General features: G+C 66.1%; 21 protein-coding genes. 11 read left to right on the top strand and 10 right to left on the bottom strand.

Annotated elements, in window-relative coordinates; all coding sequences use genetic code 11:
- On the bottom strand, positions 1-184 hold a 184-nt coding region (locus tag B7G53_RS23035), incomplete at its 3' end, for a hypothetical protein (RefSeq protein ID WP_217992629.1).
- A 311-nt stretch (positions 185-495) separates the two neighbouring features.
- On the opposite strand from B7G53_RS23035, the gene B7G53_RS16440 reads away from it, so the two are divergent.
- Entirely contained in the window at positions 496-1524 is a 1029-nt protein-coding gene (locus tag B7G53_RS16440; RefSeq protein WP_096669799.1) for a tRNA-dihydrouridine synthase, read from the top strand.
- On the opposite strand, the gene B7G53_RS16445 is transcribed toward B7G53_RS16440, so the two are convergent.
- Entirely contained in the window at positions 1429-2307 is an 879-nt protein-coding gene (locus B7G53_RS16445; RefSeq protein WP_096669645.1) for an NUDIX hydrolase, read from the bottom strand. The two genes, B7G53_RS16440 and B7G53_RS16445, sit on opposite strands and share 96 nt — an antisense overlap.
- 121 nt (positions 2308-2428) lie before the next feature.
- Here B7G53_RS16445 and B7G53_RS16450 point away from each other — a divergent pair, with 121 nt between their 5' ends.
- From B7G53_RS16450 to B7G53_RS16465, 4 genes are all read left to right on the top strand, one after another.
- The gene (locus B7G53_RS16450; RefSeq protein ID WP_096669647.1) at positions 2429-3343 is read left to right on the top strand and encodes an SDR family NAD(P)-dependent oxidoreductase; all 915 of its coding nucleotides are present in this window, start codon (positions 2429-2431) and stop codon (positions 3341-3343) included.
- 528 nt (positions 3344-3871) lie between these two features.
- Positions 3872-4144, top strand: coding sequence for a hypothetical protein (locus tag B7G53_RS16455; protein WP_096669649.1), 273 nt, complete (start codon positions 3872-3874; stop codon positions 4142-4144).
- Between the two features lie 98 nt (positions 4145-4242).
- Positions 4243-4974 carry a hypothetical protein gene (locus B7G53_RS16460; protein WP_096669651.1) on the top strand — a complete coding sequence of 244 codons (732 nt, stop codon included), beginning with the start codon at positions 4243-4245 and terminating at the stop codon, positions 4972-4974.
- A gap of 235 nt (positions 4975-5209) precedes the next feature.
- Entirely contained in the window at positions 5210-5878 is a 669-nt protein-coding gene (locus B7G53_RS16465) for a hypothetical protein (protein WP_255250048.1), read from the top strand.
- 30 nt (positions 5879-5908) lie between these two features.
- Here the strand turns inward: B7G53_RS16465 and B7G53_RS16470 are convergent, their stop codons facing one another.
- The 4 genes from B7G53_RS16470 to B7G53_RS16485 all read right to left on the bottom strand — a co-directional run bounded on the left by B7G53_RS16470 (position 5909) and on the right by B7G53_RS16485 (position 8724).
- Positions 5909-6250, bottom strand: coding sequence for a hypothetical protein (locus B7G53_RS16470; protein WP_096669655.1), 342 nt, complete (start codon positions 6248-6250; stop codon positions 5909-5911).
- A gap of 197 nt (positions 6251-6447) precedes the next feature.
- Positions 6448-7701 carry an MFS transporter gene (locus tag B7G53_RS16475; RefSeq protein WP_096669657.1) on the bottom strand — a complete coding sequence of 418 codons (1254 nt, stop codon included), beginning with the start codon at positions 7699-7701 and terminating at the stop codon, positions 6448-6450.
- Positions 7702-7769: 68 nt separating this feature from the next.
- On the bottom strand, positions 7770-8417 hold the full coding sequence (locus B7G53_RS16480; RefSeq protein ID WP_141396364.1) for a hypothetical protein: 648 nt from the start codon (positions 8415-8417) through the stop codon (positions 7770-7772).
- 91 nt (positions 8418-8508) lie between these two features.
- Entirely contained in the window at positions 8509-8724 is a 216-nt protein-coding gene (locus B7G53_RS16485) for an oxidoreductase-like domain-containing protein (protein WP_096669661.1), read from the bottom strand.
- Between the two features lie 224 nt (positions 8725-8948).
- On the opposite strand from B7G53_RS16485, the gene B7G53_RS16490 reads away from it, so the two are divergent.
- The gene (locus B7G53_RS16490) at positions 8949-9359 is read left to right on the top strand and encodes a TspO/MBR family protein (protein ID WP_096669663.1); all 411 of its coding nucleotides are present in this window, start codon (positions 8949-8951) and stop codon (positions 9357-9359) included.
- A 54-nt stretch (positions 9360-9413) separates the two neighbouring features.
- Here the strand turns inward: B7G53_RS16490 and B7G53_RS16495 are convergent, their stop codons facing one another.
- Positions 9414-9650: a hypothetical protein gene (locus B7G53_RS16495; protein WP_096669665.1), complete on the bottom strand. Its 237-nt coding sequence runs from the start codon at positions 9648-9650 to the stop codon at positions 9414-9416.
- Between the two features lie 186 nt (positions 9651-9836).
- Between B7G53_RS16495 and B7G53_RS16500 the strand changes: the two genes are divergently transcribed.
- Both B7G53_RS16500 and gshA read left to right on the top strand, forming a co-directional pair.
- The gene (locus B7G53_RS16500; protein WP_096669667.1) at positions 9837-10532 is read left to right on the top strand and encodes an alpha/beta hydrolase; all 696 of its coding nucleotides are present in this window, start codon (positions 9837-9839) and stop codon (positions 10530-10532) included.
- Between the two features lie 255 nt (positions 10533-10787).
- Entirely contained in the window at positions 10788-12380 is a 1593-nt protein-coding gene (gene gshA, locus B7G53_RS16505; protein ID WP_096669669.1) for a glutamate--cysteine ligase, read from the top strand.
- Between the two features lie 30 nt (positions 12381-12410).
- On the opposite strand, the gene B7G53_RS16510 is transcribed toward gshA, so the two are convergent.
- On the bottom strand, positions 12411-13100 hold the full coding sequence (locus B7G53_RS16510) for a type 1 glutamine amidotransferase domain-containing protein (RefSeq protein WP_096669671.1): 690 nt from the start codon (positions 13098-13100) through the stop codon (positions 12411-12413).
- Between the two features lie 219 nt (positions 13101-13319).
- Between B7G53_RS16510 and ylqF the strand changes: the two genes are divergently transcribed.
- The 3 genes from ylqF to B7G53_RS16525 all read left to right on the top strand — a co-directional run bounded on the left by ylqF (position 13320) and on the right by B7G53_RS16525 (position 15453).
- Positions 13320-14273, top strand: coding sequence for a ribosome biogenesis GTPase YlqF (gene ylqF / locus B7G53_RS16515; RefSeq protein ID WP_096669673.1), 954 nt, complete (start codon positions 13320-13322; stop codon positions 14271-14273).
- A 268-nt stretch (positions 14274-14541) separates the two neighbouring features.
- Entirely contained in the window at positions 14542-14982 is a 441-nt protein-coding gene (locus B7G53_RS16520) for an Hsp20/alpha crystallin family protein (RefSeq protein WP_096669675.1), read from the top strand.
- Between the two features lie 36 nt (positions 14983-15018).
- A complete protein-coding gene (locus B7G53_RS16525; RefSeq protein ID WP_096669677.1) occupies positions 15019-15453 on the top strand; it encodes an Hsp20/alpha crystallin family protein in 435 nt (144 codons plus the stop codon).
- A gap of 14 nt (positions 15454-15467) precedes the next feature.
- Here B7G53_RS16525 and B7G53_RS16530 read toward each other — a convergent pair whose 3' ends face one another.
- Both B7G53_RS16530 and B7G53_RS16535 read right to left on the bottom strand, forming a co-directional pair.
- The gene (locus B7G53_RS16530; RefSeq protein WP_096669679.1) at positions 15468-15830 is read right to left on the bottom strand and encodes a response regulator; all 363 of its coding nucleotides are present in this window, start codon (positions 15828-15830) and stop codon (positions 15468-15470) included.
- A 293-nt stretch (positions 15831-16123) separates the two neighbouring features.
- Complete coding sequence (locus B7G53_RS16535) at positions 16124-16381, bottom strand: hypothetical protein (RefSeq protein WP_096669801.1); 258 nt, start codon at positions 16379-16381, stop codon at positions 16124-16126.
- Positions 16382-16403: the final 22 nt, after the last annotated feature.

The raw sequence follows: 16403 nt of genomic DNA on the forward strand, positions 1-16403 counted from the left end.
GGATAAAGGATGGCCTGGCCGAAGGCCGCGGCCACGGTGCCGAGGTTTCATCCAGGTGGTTCTGCGATCCTTCGGCAAAGGGCCAGCCCTTGTGGGGCGCCGCAGAGGTCTTGTCCCTCAGCGGGCTGGCGGGAAGGGTGCGGGGGCTGCTGCGTGCTGTGCGGGGGGCGTCAAGCCGGGCCATGGGGTCTCCTTCAATGAAGCAGCCAATGTAGGCCTCTTGTGCAACGCGGCATGTAAGACGTGCCCGCGTCCCTTGTAGGACCAGCGTGCAGGGCCTGCCGGCCTGGACCGCATGGGCCACCGGGCCGGCCGTGCGCACCAGCGCGGCAGTTCGCCTGCCGCCGGTTTCCGATGCCACACTGACTGGGGGATGGAATTGCTATCAAAAACAGAGTTTCCGGCGACCACCGCCAAAGGGCTGGTGCTCGGTTTGGCACCAGGGTCGCAACGCAATCACGGTGTCCGCGCGGGCCACGCGTTAGCATGGGTGCCATGACCATTCTGCTTGCGCCCATGGAAGGGCTGCTCGACTTCGTGCTGCGCGACATCCTGACGCGGGCCGGCGGCATTGACCGCTGCGTTTCCGAGTTCATCCGCATCACCGACCAGCTGCTGCCCGAGCGCGTCTTCACGCGTATCGTGCCCGAGCTGCACACTGGCGGGCGCACGCTGGCGGGGGTGCCGGTGCGTGCACAACTGCTGGGCTCGGACCCGGTGTGCCTGGCCGAAAACGCTGCCCGGCTCGCCACGCTGGGGCCGGCCGGCATCGACCTCAATTTCGGTTGCCCGGCCAAGGTGGTAAACCGCCATGGCGGCGGCGCCGCGCTGCTGGAAGAGCCCGACACGATTGCGGCCATCGTGGCCGCCGTGCGGCGCGCCGTGCCGGCGCACCTGCCGGTCTCGGCCAAGATGCGCCTTGGCTTCAACGACGACAGCAAGGCAATCGCCTGCGCGCAGGCGATTGCCGGCAGCGGCGCCGACGAGCTGGTGGTGCATGCGCGCACCAAGGCGCAGGCCTACCGGCCGCCGGCCTACTGGGAACGTATTGCCGACATCCGCGCGGCGGTCCGCATTCCGGTGGTGGCCAACGGCGAGATCTGGACAGTGGACGATGCACGCCTGTGCCGGCAGGCCTCGGGCTGCGAGATGCTGATGCTGGGCCGCGGTGCGGTGGCCGACCCGGGCCTGGCGCTGGCCATCCGCGGCGGTGGCCCTGCTGCGGGGCTGGCCTGGGACACGCTGCTGCCCCTGATTGCCCAGTTCTGGGAGCTGGTCTGCAGCCGGCTCGATGCCCACTCGCGCGCCGGACGCCTCAAGCAGTGGCTCAATTTTCTGCGCCGTCGTTATCCCGAGGCCGAGCTGGCGTTCCAGGCGCTGCGCACCGTCAACCAACCGGCTGCCATCTCCAGCTGGCTGGCTGCGACCCTAGCCGAACAGGGCCTCGAAGCCGGCGTCGGGTTCGAAGCGCCGGTTGCGGTAGCTCAGGCGCGTGGGGCCGGGCAGGGCCTGCTCGCGCACTGAGTGGCGCGCATCGCCGGGGTAACAGATCACCCGGCTGCCTTCATGCTCGAAGGGCTCGGGCTGGATCACCGGTGGCCGGCGCCCGCGGGCCTCGGCCAGCACACTTTCCACACCCGCGTGGCGCGACAGATGCGCCAGGCTCATGATTTGCGGCGGGGCCAGTTCGATCTGCCGGTCCCAGTACTGCTGCAGCGCATGGCGTGGGCTCAGCCAGATGCTCTCGGTGGTCTCGAAATTGTCGTGGCTGGCCACCTGGCCGCCGGGCACCGCGGCGACAAAAAAACGCGTGTCGAAACGCTTGTTGCTCACCGAGGGGGTGACAGGGGTGATCCAGCGTGACCAGGGCACCACGTCGAGTGTCTGCAGGCGCAAGGCCATGCGGGCCAGCACGGCATTGAAGCCGTGACCTTCGCGCAGCAGCGCGGCCGCCTGGTCGGCGAGGCCGGGCAGGGCAGGGCCCTGCGCGAACAGCACGCCCGACTCCTCAAAGGCTTCGCGCAGCGCCGCCACGTACACGGCGCCGGCCGTGCGCCGGTCGATGCCGGGTTCGTTCAGCCCGGCATGCAGCGCGTCCAGCGGCTGGTCCAGGTGGGCGGCCATGTCCAGCTCGGCATCGGCGGCATCGATCTTGCCGCCGGGGAACACATAGGCGCCGCCCAGCACGTCCGACAGGCCGTGGCGCTTCATGAGGAACACCTCCAGGCCCGCGGGCGCATCGCGCAGCAACACCACGGTGGCGGCCGGTCGCGGCGGGGTGGTGACGGTTTCGAGGTTGAGTTCCATGGCGGCTTTCAGGGTGAGGCGGGGCGGTCCATTACAGTACGACCTGGTTTGCCAGTGCAGTGTGGTTAGGCTATCAGACTTGCGGCAGACCAGGCATCACCAACACGACAAGGACAAGCAAATGGGTATTGATTTCAAGGGCCGGGTGGCCATCGTCACGGGCGCAGGCGGCGGATTGGGCCGGCAACATGCGCTGGCCCTGGCCAGGCGCGGCGCGAAGGTGCTGGTCAACGACCTCGGCGGCGCGCGTGACGGTTCTGGCGGCTCGGTCAGCGCCGCCGATGCGGTGGTGGCCGAGATCCGCGCGGCCGGCGGCGAAGCGATCGCCAACGGCGCCTCGGTGACCGACTTTGCGGCGGTGCAGGCCATGGTGCAGCAGGCCGTGGACGCCTGGGGCCGCGTCGACATCCTCGTCAACAACGCCGGCATCCTGCGTGACAAGAGTTTTGCCAAGATGGACCTGGCCGATTTCGCGCTGGTGCTGAACGTGCACCTGATGGGCGCCGTGCATTGCAGCAAGGCCGTGTGGGACATCATGGCGGCGCAGAAATACGGCCGCATCGTGATGACCACGTCGTCCTCGGGCCTGTACGGCAACTTCGGCCAGTCCAACTACGGCGCAGCCAAGATGGCGCTGGTCGGGCTGATGCAGACGCTGGCCATCGAGGGGGCGAAAAATGACATTCGTGTCAACTGCCTGGCACCGACAGCGGCCACGCGCATGACCGAAGGGCTGATGCCCGAAGAGGTGCTGCAGGCGCTGCAGCCGCAAGCCGTGGTGCCGGCCATGCTGGTGCTGGCGTCGCAGGATGCGCCGACACGCACCATTCTTTGCGCGGGCGCCGGCACCTTCGAGGCGGCCAACATCACGCTGACGCAGGGCGTCTACCTGGGCACGGGCGAACAGGTGCCGGAGGCGCTGGCCGCGCGGCTGGCCGAGGTGACGGAACGGACTGGCGAGATGGTGCCGCAAAGCGGCGCTGCGCAAGGCAGCAACGAGGTCGGCAAGGCCATGGCGGGCAGACTGCCGGCCTGAGAGCGAGAAGAACGCGAGAGGCGAAAGCCATGGATGCCGCCGGGTTCACTGGACAATGTTCCGACGTTTCACCGAAGGGCGGAAGTCCGATACCTGTCTTGGTAGCGCGAACCCGGCAGGCACGGTTCCAGTGTGTCTGCACACAGCCCGCCGGTGTTGCAGGCCGGCGCTGATAAACGCTGTAGGCCTTGTCCCGCGTGGCGTCCAGGGGCATTGAAACCCCGGTAAAAACTGCAACGGCCTGGGTCATGGCCCGAATCGCCACTCGCGTCGCCACTTCATGCCTGCTGAAGCCGCCGGCATTGAATATGCTATTGATTAGGTAGCATCCAGCCCAATGGATTCATGTTGTGCAACCGGGAGTAACGTTGTGCAAGCATTTCTCCGCAGACCGGACCAGTCCTACAGGCACATGGGGATGAGGCCCACTTCACTGGCAAGCAGGCAGTCCTAAATTGGACTCAGTCGGCCCTCCGGTCGGCATGAACCCATGGCCCTTCACCGGGCTTTTCCATTTAGGAGCTACCCATGAAACTCAATCAAACCCTGACCGCTGCCATCACTGCTGCCGCCCTTGTTGCCGGCGCTGGTTTTGCCTATGCACAATCGACCACACCGGGTGCGCCCGGCGACGTCAATGCGCAAGGTGATGCCACGATGAAGGCCCCTGTCACGCCCGACACCAGCACCACGACGCAGGCCCAGCCCGCCACCGGTACCGGAACGTCGGCCGACACCAGCGCGAGCAGCACGATGCAGAGCGGCACCGTGATGCCTGAGCCCCGCGCTGACCGCAACTAAGCCTGCGTCATTCCTCATGCGCAAGGCTTCGCAGGGGCGTCCCATGTTGTCATGGCGCGTCCCTGCCTCCGTTTTCCCGCGCAACCTGAGATCCCGCTATGTCTGACATGACCCGTACAGACGCCTCATCCTTCGATGCCATCCTCAAGGGGCTGGGCATGGGGTGTGCCGTGCTGGCGCTGGTGCTGCCGGGACATGTCACATCGACACAGAGCCGGCAAAGTGCCGCCGTGTCCGCTGTCAACCAGTGGCCCCGGGTGGCCGATTTCCTGTCCGAGGAGCCTTCGCCTGCAGTGCGGCAGATGGCCGACTGGGTGATGGCATCACGCGATCACCATGGCATGCCGTTTGTCATCGTCGACAAACAGCATGTCAGGGTGTTTGTCTTCCAACCGAGCGGAAAACTCAGCGGCGCCACCCCGGCGCTGATGGGGTCTGCCCTCGGCGACGATTCGGTGTCAGGCATTGGCGAGCGCGAAATGTCGGCCATCCGGCCGCACGAACGCACCACGCCGGCCGGCCGGTTTGTTTCCCTGCCCGGTGTGAACTCCTTTGGCGAAGATATTGTCTGGGTGGACTACGCAGCCGCCGTGTCCATGCATCGCGTACGGGCCAAGGACCCGACAGAGCGCCGGCTGGAGCGGCTCGCGTCCGCCACGCCGGACGACAATCGCATCTCCTTTGGCTGCATCAATCTGCCGGCCGAGTTTTATGACGCGGTGGTCAAGCCCGCGCTCGGCACGCGCCGCGGCGTGGTTTATGTCCTGCCGGAAACGCGGCCGCTGCAGGCCGTGTTTGGCGACCTGATTCCGGCGCGCCAGCCATCCTGAGCGGCGGCTTCACTGTCAGACGGCGCCTACATTGCGCCTGGTCACCTGATGCGCCAACTGCAGGTCAAATTCAGTCTCGGCCCTCTTCTTTAAAGGGTGGGCTGCTATCAAATAAATTTTTCAGCTCCAGACCTGCTTCGGACTTGCCAGTTCGCGGCCTTGCCGTGTAGGATGTTTCCTACGTCTTCGGGAAAAACCCCGGCGATGTGTCTTCATAACCACACCGGGGGAACGGATGAGCATCAAGAGCAGCGTGCTGCGCGCCGCGCTGGCGCTGGGGGCCCTGGCCCTGCTTGCAGCACCCGTGGCGAAGGCCGGTACCGAAGCGCAGCCTTTGCTGCTGGCCGATTTTGCTGACGAGGCGGCGTCGGCCGAAGCCCGCTACGCGGCCAGCCGGGTGCTGGCCGCTTCGGACCACCTGGGGCTGCCCTTTGTCATTGTCGACAAGAAAAACGCGCGGATGTTTGTGTTCGGGCCGGGCGGTCGCCTGCGTGGTGCGTCGGCCGTCCTGCTGGGCCTGGCCAGCGGTGACCACGCGGTGCCCGGCATCGGCGAGCGCGAACTGTCGCGCATCCTGCCGGGGGAGCGTACGACCCCCGCCGGGCGTTTTGTGTCGCAGCCTGGGCGCAACCTGCAGGGCGAGGAGGTGGTGTGGGTCAACTACCGGGAAGGCCTGGCGATTCACCGCTTGCGTCCCGGCAGCAGCCAGGAGCAGCGCGCGCAGCGGCTGGCCTCCAGCAGTCCGGCGGACAACCGTATTTCGCTGGGCTGTGTCGTGGTGCCCGTGGCCTTTTATGAAGCCGTGGTGGGTCCCGCGCTGGGCCGAAACCCCGGCGTGGTGTATGTGCTGCCGGAGGACTCGCCGGTGCACGCGTTGTTCGACGCGCACGCGCACGCGCAGTAAGCGCCGTTCAACCGTCCGCCTCCATGGACGCTAGTTGCGGGCCTCTTTGTAAGGCCGGTTCCGGGGCGCCTGCATCATGGTTTCGCCGGGCCCTGCCGCGTAAGCCACGCTGCCACCTGCCGAATCCCTGATATTGCTGCGCGTCAGGTTGACTGGCGGGCAGGAGGTGTCGGTGATGGAAAACACCATGTGGCCGCCGGGAAAGATCGCGGGCAGGGTCTGGTGCAGCTGGTAACGCATGTCCACCGGGGCCTGCGCGGCATGGTAGATCACCTGGTTGGCGCGGTTGTAGACGGTGTAGCAGGCCAGCGCCTGGCCGCCGGACAGTACAGGCAGCAGGGCAGCAAGGGCGTATTTCAGGGCGGTGTTCATGCGCAGGCCTTTCAAAAGAGCCATCTTGCGCCCGCGGCCTTGGCAGCAGCGCAGGCGGGCAACCGGTTCTTGTGTCAGCCGATGCGCTTGCCGGATCGGGTCTGAGCTTTGTTTGCTATCAAATATATAGCTGTTTCATAAGGCGGAGTAAGGGCTGGAGGCCTGTTTTGTGCTGAAACCGGCGGGGTGGCCGGTGATCAGGCGGCCTGCACCACCGCGCTGCGACCCCGCACGCGGTACAGCAGGAACAGGGCAATGCCGAAATTCAGCAGATTCCAGGCGATGCCATTGAAGAAGGCGGCCTGGTAGGAGCCCGTCAGGTCAAACACCTTGCCCGACATCCAGCCGCCCATCGCCATGCCCACCATGGTGGCCATGATGACCGTGCCGACCCGCGCGCCGGCCTCGGCGGGCAGGAAGTATTCCCGCACGATGATGGCGTAGGAAGGAACAATGCCGCCCTGAAACAGGCCGAACAGCGCGGCGATCAGGTACAGCGACACCAGGCCGTCGAAGGGCAGGAACAGCAGCAGCGCGATGCCCTGCAGGGTCGAACCCAGCAGCAGCGTGCGCAGGCCGCCAATACGGTCGCAGACCAGGCCCGACACCAGGCGGCTGACCACGCCGCAGGCCAGCATCAGCGAAAGCATTTCGGCACCGCGCGCCGCGCCGTAACCGAGGTCCGTGCAATAGGAAACAATGTGGACCTGCGGCATGGCCATGGCCACGCAGCAGGCCACGCCGGCCACACACAGCAGGGCTTGCGCCTTGCCGGGCGACAGTCCGAAGGGCAGGCTGCTGGGCGTGGCGGAGAGGTTCTGGCGTACCGCCGCCGGCACCGCCACCGGCGGGCGCCGGCGCATCAGCAGGGCCAGCGCCGTCATGGTGACAAAACTGAAGAGCCCCAGGGCGAGGTAGGTGTGACGCCAGCCCACGGTTTCCACAAAGTGCTGCACGATGGGCGGCCAGAGGGCGCCGCCGATGTAGTTGCCGCTGGCGCACACGGCGACGGCAATGCCGCGGCGGCGCACAAACCAGAGCGATGTATCGGCCAGCAGCGGCGCGAAGGTCGCGGAACTGCCGAACAGGCCGATCAGGAAGCCATGGGCCAGTGTGAAGGTCCAGATGCTGCCGGCCATGGCCGCGGCGACATAACCGAGCCCCAGGCTGGCAGCCCCCAACAGCAGCGGCACCATCACGCCGAACCGGTCGGCGAGGCGGCCCATCAGCATGCCGCCAACGCCAAAGCCGATCATCAGCAGCGTATAGGGCAGGGAGGCATCGGCGCGCGCCACGCCAAATTCGGCCTGTACCGCCGGCAGGACGACCGCCACCACATACATGCCGCTGGCGCCCACGGTCATCAGGGCCAGCGTGACCATCAGGCGAAGCACGGCATAGCGCGAATCGGCCAGTGCGGGGGGATCGTGTGGCGAGGGCGAGGGGGACATCTGGCTTTCTGGTGGCCAGGGCCGCAAACCGGGCCCTGCTGCTGCGGTGCAGGGCCTCGTCTGCGGTCCTAACCCAGCCCGGAAGGCTGCGTCGGCTGGAAGTCGGCGTGGGCGCCTGCTGCCGCCTCTTGCTCGAGGCTGGCGTCGCGTGCCGCAAACATGTTTTGCAGGTCCTTCAGGTCGCGCATCACGTCATCTTCGATGTCAGCGGCGGGAAGCACGGCAGGCGCGGCCGTGGCGGTAGCAGCAAGGGCCGGCGGCCCCCAGATGGCCGGGTCGGGCATGTCGGGGTAGGGGCAGCTGTCCCCGACCTTGAACTCCCAGGAAATACCGTGCAGCCAGGTCGCGGACTGCGGCTCGAACTGGGTGATCGCGGCGAGCAGCTCGTTCTGGAAAGCGAAGGCATAGGTCATCAGGTGTGTGTCCCAGTGACGCAGCACCAGCCGCACGTACATGCCCGGGCCGCGGCTGCGGCTATTGACCACCAGCATCTGGCACTCCACCCAGTCCGTCGCAATGCCGTGTCTGCGCAGGCAGTCGCGCAGCAGCATCTGCACGAGTTGGCGGCGCGTGCCGTTGTCGGAGTTGTCCTCGATGGTGTGCTGGCTGTCGCGGGCGCTCGCTGCTGGCGTGCGGACTTCCGGTTTCAGCCCGGAATCCGGAGCGTCAGCCGTCTTGTTCTTCAGTCCCAGCAGTCGCTCGAACACTTGTCTCATGTGGTGAACCCCCGCGGCCGGCACGGGCCAGAGCACTCTGGCCGTTCAATGCCGGCTTGCCAATTGATGGTCGTTCAAGTGGCAAGGCAAGTCAAGCTTCCAGCCCGCGCAGCGCTTCTTCCTGCCACCAGGCGGCCGCAACGTAGTAACTTTCCCACACGCAGCCGTTGCAGCCGCGGCCGCAGCAGGTCGTGGGCTCGGCCGGCGGCGCCCGCAAAAACAGGCCGGCGACAGCGGCCCGCTGCTGCAGCGCAGAAAAAATCGCCCGGGCCGCATCGGGGCTGGCAGGAGCAGAAGGTGTCGTCATGGGTGGGGAAAATCGTGCGCGGGGGGCAGGCCGGTCAACCCGTCATGGTAGCCGCTTCAGGGGGACGTGCTGGCCGCCCGGCTTCGCGGTCACGTCCTACCTGAGGATCAGCGCCGGGTGCTTATGCCATGGCCCGTCGGGTGCTAAAAACAGTCGTTACGACGGCAACGCGTTGTTAACGCGTCATTAACGCGTTGTCAACGCGACTTTCTCGAAGGATTTTCATGGACAGCAGCAGCAGCGCCGCCTGGTACGCCCAGTTGAGCAAGCCTTTTTTTGCGCCACCGGCAGGGGTGTTCGGTCCGGTGTGGACCGTTCTTTACGTCATCATCGCCGTCAGCTTCGGTTTTGTGTTGCTGCAATACCTCAAGCGCCGCCTGCCGTTTCGCGTGCTGCTGCCTTTCATCCTGAACCTGCTGTGCAATCTGGCGTACACGCCCATCCAGTTCGGCCTGAAGAACAACGCGCTGGCCAGTCTCGACATCCTGCTGGTGCTTGGCACGCTGGTCTGGGCCATGGCGGCCATCTGGCAGCGGGCGCGCTGGGTGGTCTGGGTCAACATCCCCTACCTGCTGTGGGTCCTGTTTGCGACGGTGCTGCAACTCAGCATCACCTGGCTGAACCGGGCCGGCTGATGACGCTGCGCCGTCCGCCCATGCCGGCCGCGCTCAGGCGCTGACAACGCAGGCTCACAGGCCCAACAGTTTTTTGGCGTCGCCCAGGGCCTTCATGGATTCGTCGTGTTTGCCGGCCTTGTGGAAGGTCTCTCCTTCGGCACGCAAGGCCTTGACCTTGCCCATGTCGGCGGCCGACAGCTTGGGATTGCTGGCGAGTTTGGCGTCTATCGCCTTCATCTCGTTGGGGCAGTTGTTGGCCAGAGCCAGTGACGAGGCGGCCAGGGCCGCGGCAGCAATGATGAGTTTCATGCGAATCTCCCATGTCCAATGCGAGTCAGAAAATACTGACAATAAATGCTAGCAATAACCACCCCGTGGTGGCAAGCGCTTGACCGCAAGGCCGGCCGGGGCATTGCAGCAAAAGCCGGCCGCAGCGCCCGGGAAGCGGCCGGCCCTTAAAATCAGCGGCTTTCCCACCGACTACCGGGTTGACCCATGTCTCTTGAAGTTACCGAAGCCCAGACGGGCGAGCAGCCCGTCGCCACCATTGTGATCATGCACGGCCTGGGCGCCGACGGCCGCGATTTTGTTCCCGTGGCCGAGCAGCTCGATTTGTCCAGCGTGGGCCCGGTGCGCTTCCTGTTTCCCCATGCACCGGTGATTCCCGTCACCATCAACGGCGGCTACCAGATGCCGGCGTGGTACGACATCCTGGGGGCCAACCTGACGGCAGGCCAGGACGAAACCGGCATGCGCCAGACCCAAGCCGCCATCAACACGCTGCTGGAACGCGAAACCTCGCGCGGCATTCCGGCCAGCCGCATCGTGGTGGCCGGTTTTTCCCAGGGTTGTGCGATGGCGCTGATGACCGGCCTGCGTTATCCCGAACGGCTGGCCGGCATCATGGGGCTGTCGGGTTACCTGCCGCTGGCGCATACCGTGGCGGCAGAGCGCAGCTCGGCCAACGAAGGGCTGCCGATTTTCCTGGCGCACGGCAAGCGCGACGGCGTGGTGCCGCTGGCCGCGGCCACCGGCACGCGCGACGCGCTGGTGGCGCTGGGTTATCCGGTGGACTGGCACGAATACGACATGGAACACTCGGTCTGCATGGAAGAGATCGCCGACATGAACCAGTGGCTGCTGCGCGTGTTGTCCGGTTCTAGCGCTTCAGACGAAAATCGGCAGCCGTAAGGGCTTTCCCGTGATGGCGCTGCGCCGGGTTTCCTGCCCGGTTCCGACCGGTGGCTGCATTTTGAAATGAAATAAGCCACCGACCCAAGCAGGACGGGCGCCATCAGCTATCAAAACCATAGTGTTGTGCACAAGCCGGCAAGAGCGGACCGCGTCGCGCCGCGTGGCAAGGCCCGGCGCCGCGCCGCCCGGCCTGCAAACAACCCCGGCCTGTGATACCTTGCACGCCACGAACGATTCAGAGGGAAGAACTTTATGACCAGCTTGCTTGCGCGATCTGCCGCGCTTCTGGGAGACCGCCTCCAGGCGCTCGGCCCTGCCAGGCTGAAAGGCATGCGCCGCGGCATCGAGAAGGAAAGCCTGCGCGCCCAGCCCGGCGGCGCGCTGGCGCTGACGCCGCACCCGGCCGCGCTCGGCTCGGCCCTGACGCACCCCTGCATCACCACCGACTTCAGCGAGTCCCAGGTCGAACTCGTCACCGCCGCGCACAAGGGCCTGGGCGACGGCGCGGACGCCGCGCTGCGCGAGCTCACGCAGATTCACCAGTTCACCTACCGCGCGATGCAGGCCGTCGGCGACGAAATGCTCTGGGTCTCCAGCATGCCCTGCGGCCTGCCGACCGACGAGACCATTCCGATCGCGCGTTTCGGCTCATCCAATGTCGGGCGCGCCAAAAGCGTTTACCGCATGGGCCTGTCGCACCGCTACGGCCGGCGCATGCAGACCATCTCGGGCATCCACTACAACTGGTCGCTGCCCGACGTGACGAGTGAACAGTACTTTGCGCTGATCCGCAATTTCCGCCGCCATGCGTTTTTGCTGCTCTACCTGTTCGGCGCCTCGCCGGCCGTCTGTTCGACCTTTGTGGCCGGGCGCCAGCACGAGTTGCAGCAACTATCAAGCAGCACCATGTACATGCCGCACGGCACCTCGCTGCGCATGGGTCGCCTGGGTTACCAGAGCGATGCGCAGGCCTCGCTGGCCGTCAGCTACAACAGCCTGGAAGGTTACGGCGCCTCGCTGCAGGACGCGCTGACACGGCCTTACCCGGCCTATGAAGCGGTGGGCATCCAGAACCCCGGCGGCGACTACAACCAGTTGGCCACCACCTTGCTGCAGATTGAAAACGAGTTCTACGGCACGATCCGGCCCAAACGCGTGATTTTCCCGGGCGAACGCCCGCTGCATGCGCTGCGCGAGCGCGGCGTCGAATACATCGAAGTGCGGCTGATGGACCTGGACCCGTTCGAGCCGGTCGGCATCAACGCCCAGACCATGCGTTTTCTCGACGTGTTCCTGCTGCACTGCCTGCTCAGCGACAGCCCGCCCGACACGCCGCAGGAGATCGCCGAACTCAAGCACAACCAGCACCACACCGCGGCGCGCGGGCGCCAGAGCGGCCTGCTGCTCAAGCGTGGCGGGCGAGAGGTGCCGCTGACCGGCTGGGGTGCCGAGGTGGTGGCGCAGTGTGCTCCGATTGCCGCCGCACTCGACGCGGCGAACGGGGGGGGCACGCAGTACCGCGACACCCTGCTGGCCGCCGAGGCGGCGCTGCTGGACCCTGCCACCCTGCCATCGGCGCGTGTGCTGGCAGCCATGGCCAGGGACCACGAGAACTCCTTTGTTGCGTTTGCGCGCGAGCGCTCGGCCAGGACCAAAGAGGCGCTGCTCGGCCTGCCGTTTTCCGCCGAGCAACAGGCCGCGTTCGAGGCACTGTCGCGCCAGTCCATTGCCGAGCAGAAAAAAATCGAGGCGGCCGACACCATGCCTTTCGAGATCTACCGCCAGCAGTATGTCTCGGCCGACCGGCTGGGCTTGCCCAGCCGCGAGGCCGCGGTCGCGCTGTAGCCGGCGGCTTGCGTAAAGCCGCCCGCAGGCTCAGGCCGGCCGGGAGGCCAGCTGACGCAGCACTTCATGCGCCGCCGCTTCGGACGAGGCCGGGTTCTGTCCGGTGATCAGATTGGCGTCGTTCACCACGTAAGACTGCCAGTCGGCGCCCTTGCTGTAGTCGCCGCCGTGGTTGCGCAGCATGTCTTCGACCAGGAAAGGCACGACATCGGTGAGCTGCGCCGCCGCTTCCTCGGTGTTGGTGAAACCCGCGACCTTTTTACCCTGCACCAGCGGCGCGCCGCTGGCGGCCCTGGCGTGGCGCAACACACCGGGCGCGTGGCAGACCGCCGCCACTGGTTTGCCGGCGGCGAACATGCGCTCGATCAGCCCGATCGAGGCCTTGTCTTCGGCCAGGTCCCACAGCGGGCCGTGGCCACCGGGGTAGAACACTGCGTCGAAGTCCGCATCCTTCAGGCCGGCCAGCTTGACGGTGTGTGCCAGCGCCTGCTGGGCCGGGCTGTCTTCCTTGAAGCGGCGTGTGGCGTCGGTCTGCGCGTCCGGGGCGTCGCTTTTCGGGTCCAGCGGCGGCTGCCCGCCTTGGGGGGAGGCCAGTGTGATGTCGGCGCCTGCGTCCTTGAAGACATAGTAAGGGGCTGCAAATTCTTCCAGCCAGAAGCCGGTTTTTTTGCCGGTGTCGCCGAGCTGGTCGTGTGAGGTCAAAACCATCAGTATCTTCATGGGTGCTCCTTGAAAGCGCGGCCAGGGCTGCGCGGTGAAAATGGGGGAAGCCGCATGGCGCGGCCGGTGTGTCATCTTCCCGTGCCAGGGCCGCTCGCCGCGTAGGCGGGGGGAAGGTCTGCCTGTCAGGCCCGGTCGCCCGGGTGGGTGACAATCCCTGCTGGCCGGCTGCATCGCGCAGCCCGCGCCCGAGCAACGAACAGAAAGCGTATCCCGACAATGGCTATCCAGTGGTTCCCCGGTCACATGCACCTGACCAAGAAGGCGATCAGTGAGCGCATCAAGGAAATTGATGTGGTCATCGAGCTGCTGGACGCGCGCCTGCCCGGCTCCAGCGCCAACCCCATGCTGGCCGAACTGACCGGCGCCAAGCCCGCGCTCAAGGTGCTCAACAAGCAGGACCTGGCCGATCCGGCGCGCACGCCGCTCTGGCTCGCGCACTACAACAGCCTGCCCGGGACCAGCGCGATTGCGCTCGACGCCAGCGAAACCACGCCGGCGCGCCGCCTGATTGACGCCTGCCACGCGCTGGCGCCCACGCGTGGCAGCATGGTCAAGCCCATGCGCGTGCTGATCTGCGGCATTCCCAATGTCGGCAAGTCCACGCTGATCAACACCCTGACCGGCAAGCGCGCCACCAAGACCGGTGACGAGGCCGGCATCACCAAGCTCGAGCAGCGCATCGTGCTGGCCGACGGCTTTTACCTGTGGGACACGCCGGGCATGTTGTGGCCCCGCATCATCGTCGCCAAAAGCGGCTATAACCTGGCCGCCAGCGGCGCCATTGGCCGCAATGCCTTCAACGAGGAAGAGGTCGCGCTGGAACTGCTGGACTACCTGATCCAGGCCTACCCAGCCCTGCTGGAGGCGCGCTACAAGCTCACGCTGACGCCCGGCATCACCGACGAGCAACTGCTTGAGGAGATCGGCCGCAAGCGCGGTGCGGTGCTGAGCAAAGGCCGGGTGAACCTGCAGAAAGCCGCGGAGATCGTGATTTACGAGTTCCGTGCCGCCACGCTGGGCCGCGTCACGCTGGAAACGCCCGAAGAGTTCGCCCAGTGGCTGGCCGCTGGGCAACTGCTCGATGCCGAGCGGCAGGTCAAGAAGGACCGGATAGAAACCGACCGCCTGGTGCGTTTCAAGAAAATTCCGCGACCGCCCCGCGAGGGTTGAGCACAGGGCCCGCCCGCCCGGACCTGCCATCGGGGGACAGCCAGTTCAGCTGTCTTCGATCACTGCCTGACGGCAGCGACGCGCCCCTCAAAATTTCTGGCCGCAGCCTCTTGAAAGCCTGCAAAGCGCCAATATGTCCCTGCCGTCAGGGCGGCCACCGCGGTGCGGTGGCTGCGTTTGCCGTGGCGCCGTGGCCTGTCCCGGCAGTCCGGCAGCCCACCTGATGGTGTGAGTCCCTTCACAATTTTCAGAAAAGGAGATTGCCATCATGAATGGATTGAACCTGTACGGCGACATCTTCGCCGACCTCAACCGCCTGCAGCAGAGCTTCGAGCAGGTTTTCCGGCCCGACGGCGCCAGCAGCATACGCGCGATGCCGCGCAACACCTTCCCGGTGATCAATGTGGGCAGCACGCCCGAAGCCATCGAGGTGCTGGCGCTGGCGCCTGGTCTCGACCCCGCCGCGCTGCAGCTTACGGTCGACAAGGGCCTGCTGGTCATGGCCGGCGAACGCAAGGCAGAACAGCCGGCCAATGACCAGGTGGCGGTTTATGCCAAGGAGCGCTTCGAGGGCGCTTTCCGGCGCGTGGTGTCCCTGCCCGAAGACGCCGACCCCACGGCCATCAGTGCGACCTACCGCGATGGCCTGCTGCGCGTCAGGGTGGCGCGCCGTGAGTCGTCGAAGCCGCGCCAGATCCAGATCCACTGAAACCCTGAATTTTTTACTTTTTTCAAGGAGCATGTGATGAACCAGAACACAGCTTTGAGCCAGAGCAACCCGGCCCGCGATGTGGCGCCAGCCGTCCAGGGCGGCGCCGACAGCGCGCAGGGCGTCTTGGCGCAGCGCACGACGGCCGTGCTGCCGCCTGTGGACATTTTTGAAGACGATGCCGGCTTTACCATGCTGGCCGACCTGCCCGGCGTGGCCAAGGACCGGCTGACCGTGCGGGTGGACGGCGACAACCTGGTGATTGAAGGGGCCGCGGCGGCGCCGGTGGGGGCCGACATGACGCTGATCTACGGCGAGGTGCTGAACCCGCTGTACCGCCGCACCTTCACCTTGAGCCGGGAGCTGGACCCGGGGAAAATCGAGGCGAAACTCGACAACGGGGTGCTTCGGCTGAACATTCCCAAGGCCGAAGAGGCCAGGCCGCGCCGCATCGAGGTGGCCCTGGCCTGAGCGGCCCGAGTATGTCAGTGCGGGCGCGTGCAGTAGGCGAGGAACTGGTCGAGTTCGGTGGACTTGTCGAAAACCGCATCCGCACCGCACGCCAGGCAGCGCTGGCGGATGTCGTCCGTGGCGTAGTTGGACAACACCACCACGCGTTGTTGCCGCGAGCGCTGCCGGCAACCCTTGAGCACGCCCAGCCCGCTGCCCTGTTGAAGGAAAAGATCGACCACCAGCAGTTGCCAGTCGCGCGGATGCTGGGCCAGCCAGAGGCAGGCGCCTTGTTCGGTCTCTGCGTAGCCCACCGTCTGCACGCCGGCCAGCTCGGTCAATGTGTCGACCAGGTTGTCCCGGATCACCGCGTTGTCCTCCACGATATAGGCCTTCAACGCTGCGGGGCGTCGGGTGGGGGAAGGGTGGCCGGCCCCTTGGAGGGTTCCGGCGGCAAGGTTCACGGGAGTCACGTAGCCAGTCTCCCCCGCTGACCGCAGGAATGGCGCAAGGGATTGCACTGCGCCGGTGTAGGACAGTGCGCTCCAAGTGCCCAATGGGCCTGTGCGGATCGCCGTCGCGTCAGCGCCGGTGTCGCCTGTGCCCGCTCATCCAGGCGCCAGCTCTTACGTTCCGTGTGCCTGATGCTACAAAAAATGTAGCGATGGCGACGGGCGGAACTGCCGTGAAACTACAGCGGGCCCGACGGACCGGTCCTGCCGGCGAGGCGCCGGCGCACATACACGCCGATAAAGCCGAGGCCCAGCACCAGTGCAAACCAGCCCACCAGTGAAGCCTTGGCGACGATGCCCTGCATGCCCGGCGAGCTGATGAAGTAAGGCGACACCAGCACGGCCAGGCCGATCAGGACGCACAGGAGTCCCTTGACCAAAAGCTCGTTGTTGGCCTTGTTGCTGTGCCTTCGGATGGGGGGTGGAGGTAGGGGCATGGCCTGATTGTCGGCCAAATGC

Origin of the sequence: Polaromonas sp. AET17H-212 (assembly GCF_002379085.1) — a bacterium.
GTDB lineage: Bacteria > Pseudomonadota > Gammaproteobacteria > Burkholderiales > Burkholderiaceae_C > Polaromonas.

Excerpts from the sequence above, each read along its gene's own strand:
- B7G53_RS16510 (WP_096669671.1), bottom strand. The coding sequence starts at position 13,100 with ATGAAGATACTGATGGTTTTGACCTCACACGACCAGCTCGGCGACACC.
- B7G53_RS16460 (WP_096669651.1), top strand. The coding sequence starts at position 4,243 with ATGTCTGACATGACCCGTACAGACGCCTCATCCTTCGATGCCATCCTC.
- B7G53_RS16470 (WP_096669655.1), bottom strand. The coding sequence starts at position 6,250 with ATGAACACCGCCCTGAAATACGCCCTTGCTGCCCTGCTGCCTGTACTG.
- B7G53_RS16500 (WP_096669667.1), top strand. The coding sequence starts at position 9,837 with ATGTCTCTTGAAGTTACCGAAGCCCAGACGGGCGAGCAGCCCGTCGCC.
- B7G53_RS16480 (WP_141396364.1), bottom strand. The coding sequence starts at position 8,417 with ATGAGACAAGTGTTCGAGCGACTGCTGGGACTGAAGAACAAGACGGCT.
- gshA (WP_096669669.1), top strand. The coding sequence starts at position 10,788 with ATGACCAGCTTGCTTGCGCGATCTGCCGCGCTTCTGGGAGACCGCCTC.
- B7G53_RS16465 (WP_255250048.1), top strand. The coding sequence starts at position 5,210 with ATGAGCATCAAGAGCAGCGTGCTGCGCGCCGCGCTGGCGCTGGGGGCC.
- B7G53_RS16485 (WP_096669661.1), bottom strand. The coding sequence starts at position 8,724 with ATGACGACACCTTCTGCTCCTGCCAGCCCCGATGCGGCCCGGGCGATT.
- ylqF (WP_096669673.1), top strand. The coding sequence starts at position 13,320 with ATGGCTATCCAGTGGTTCCCCGGTCACATGCACCTGACCAAGAAGGCG.
- B7G53_RS16520 (WP_096669675.1), top strand. The coding sequence starts at position 14,542 with ATGAATGGATTGAACCTGTACGGCGACATCTTCGCCGACCTCAACCGC.
- B7G53_RS16450 (WP_096669647.1), top strand. The coding sequence starts at position 2,429 with ATGGGTATTGATTTCAAGGGCCGGGTGGCCATCGTCACGGGCGCAGGC.
- B7G53_RS16490 (WP_096669663.1), top strand. The coding sequence starts at position 8,949 with ATGGACAGCAGCAGCAGCGCCGCCTGGTACGCCCAGTTGAGCAAGCCT.
- B7G53_RS16475 (WP_096669657.1), bottom strand. The coding sequence starts at position 7,701 with ATGTCCCCCTCGCCCTCGCCACACGATCCCCCCGCACTGGCCGATTCG.
- B7G53_RS16445 (WP_096669645.1), bottom strand. The coding sequence starts at position 2,307 with ATGGAACTCAACCTCGAAACCGTCACCACCCCGCCGCGACCGGCCGCC.
- B7G53_RS16525 (WP_096669677.1), top strand. The coding sequence starts at position 15,019 with ATGAACCAGAACACAGCTTTGAGCCAGAGCAACCCGGCCCGCGATGTG.
- B7G53_RS16535 (WP_096669801.1), bottom strand. The coding sequence starts at position 16,381 with ATGCCCCTACCTCCACCCCCCATCCGAAGGCACAGCAACAAGGCCAAC.
- B7G53_RS16455 (WP_096669649.1), top strand. The coding sequence starts at position 3,872 with ATGAAACTCAATCAAACCCTGACCGCTGCCATCACTGCTGCCGCCCTT.
- B7G53_RS16495 (WP_096669665.1), bottom strand. The coding sequence starts at position 9,650 with ATGAAACTCATCATTGCTGCCGCGGCCCTGGCCGCCTCGTCACTGGCT.
- B7G53_RS16440 (WP_096669799.1), top strand. The coding sequence starts at position 496 with ATGACCATTCTGCTTGCGCCCATGGAAGGGCTGCTCGACTTCGTGCTG.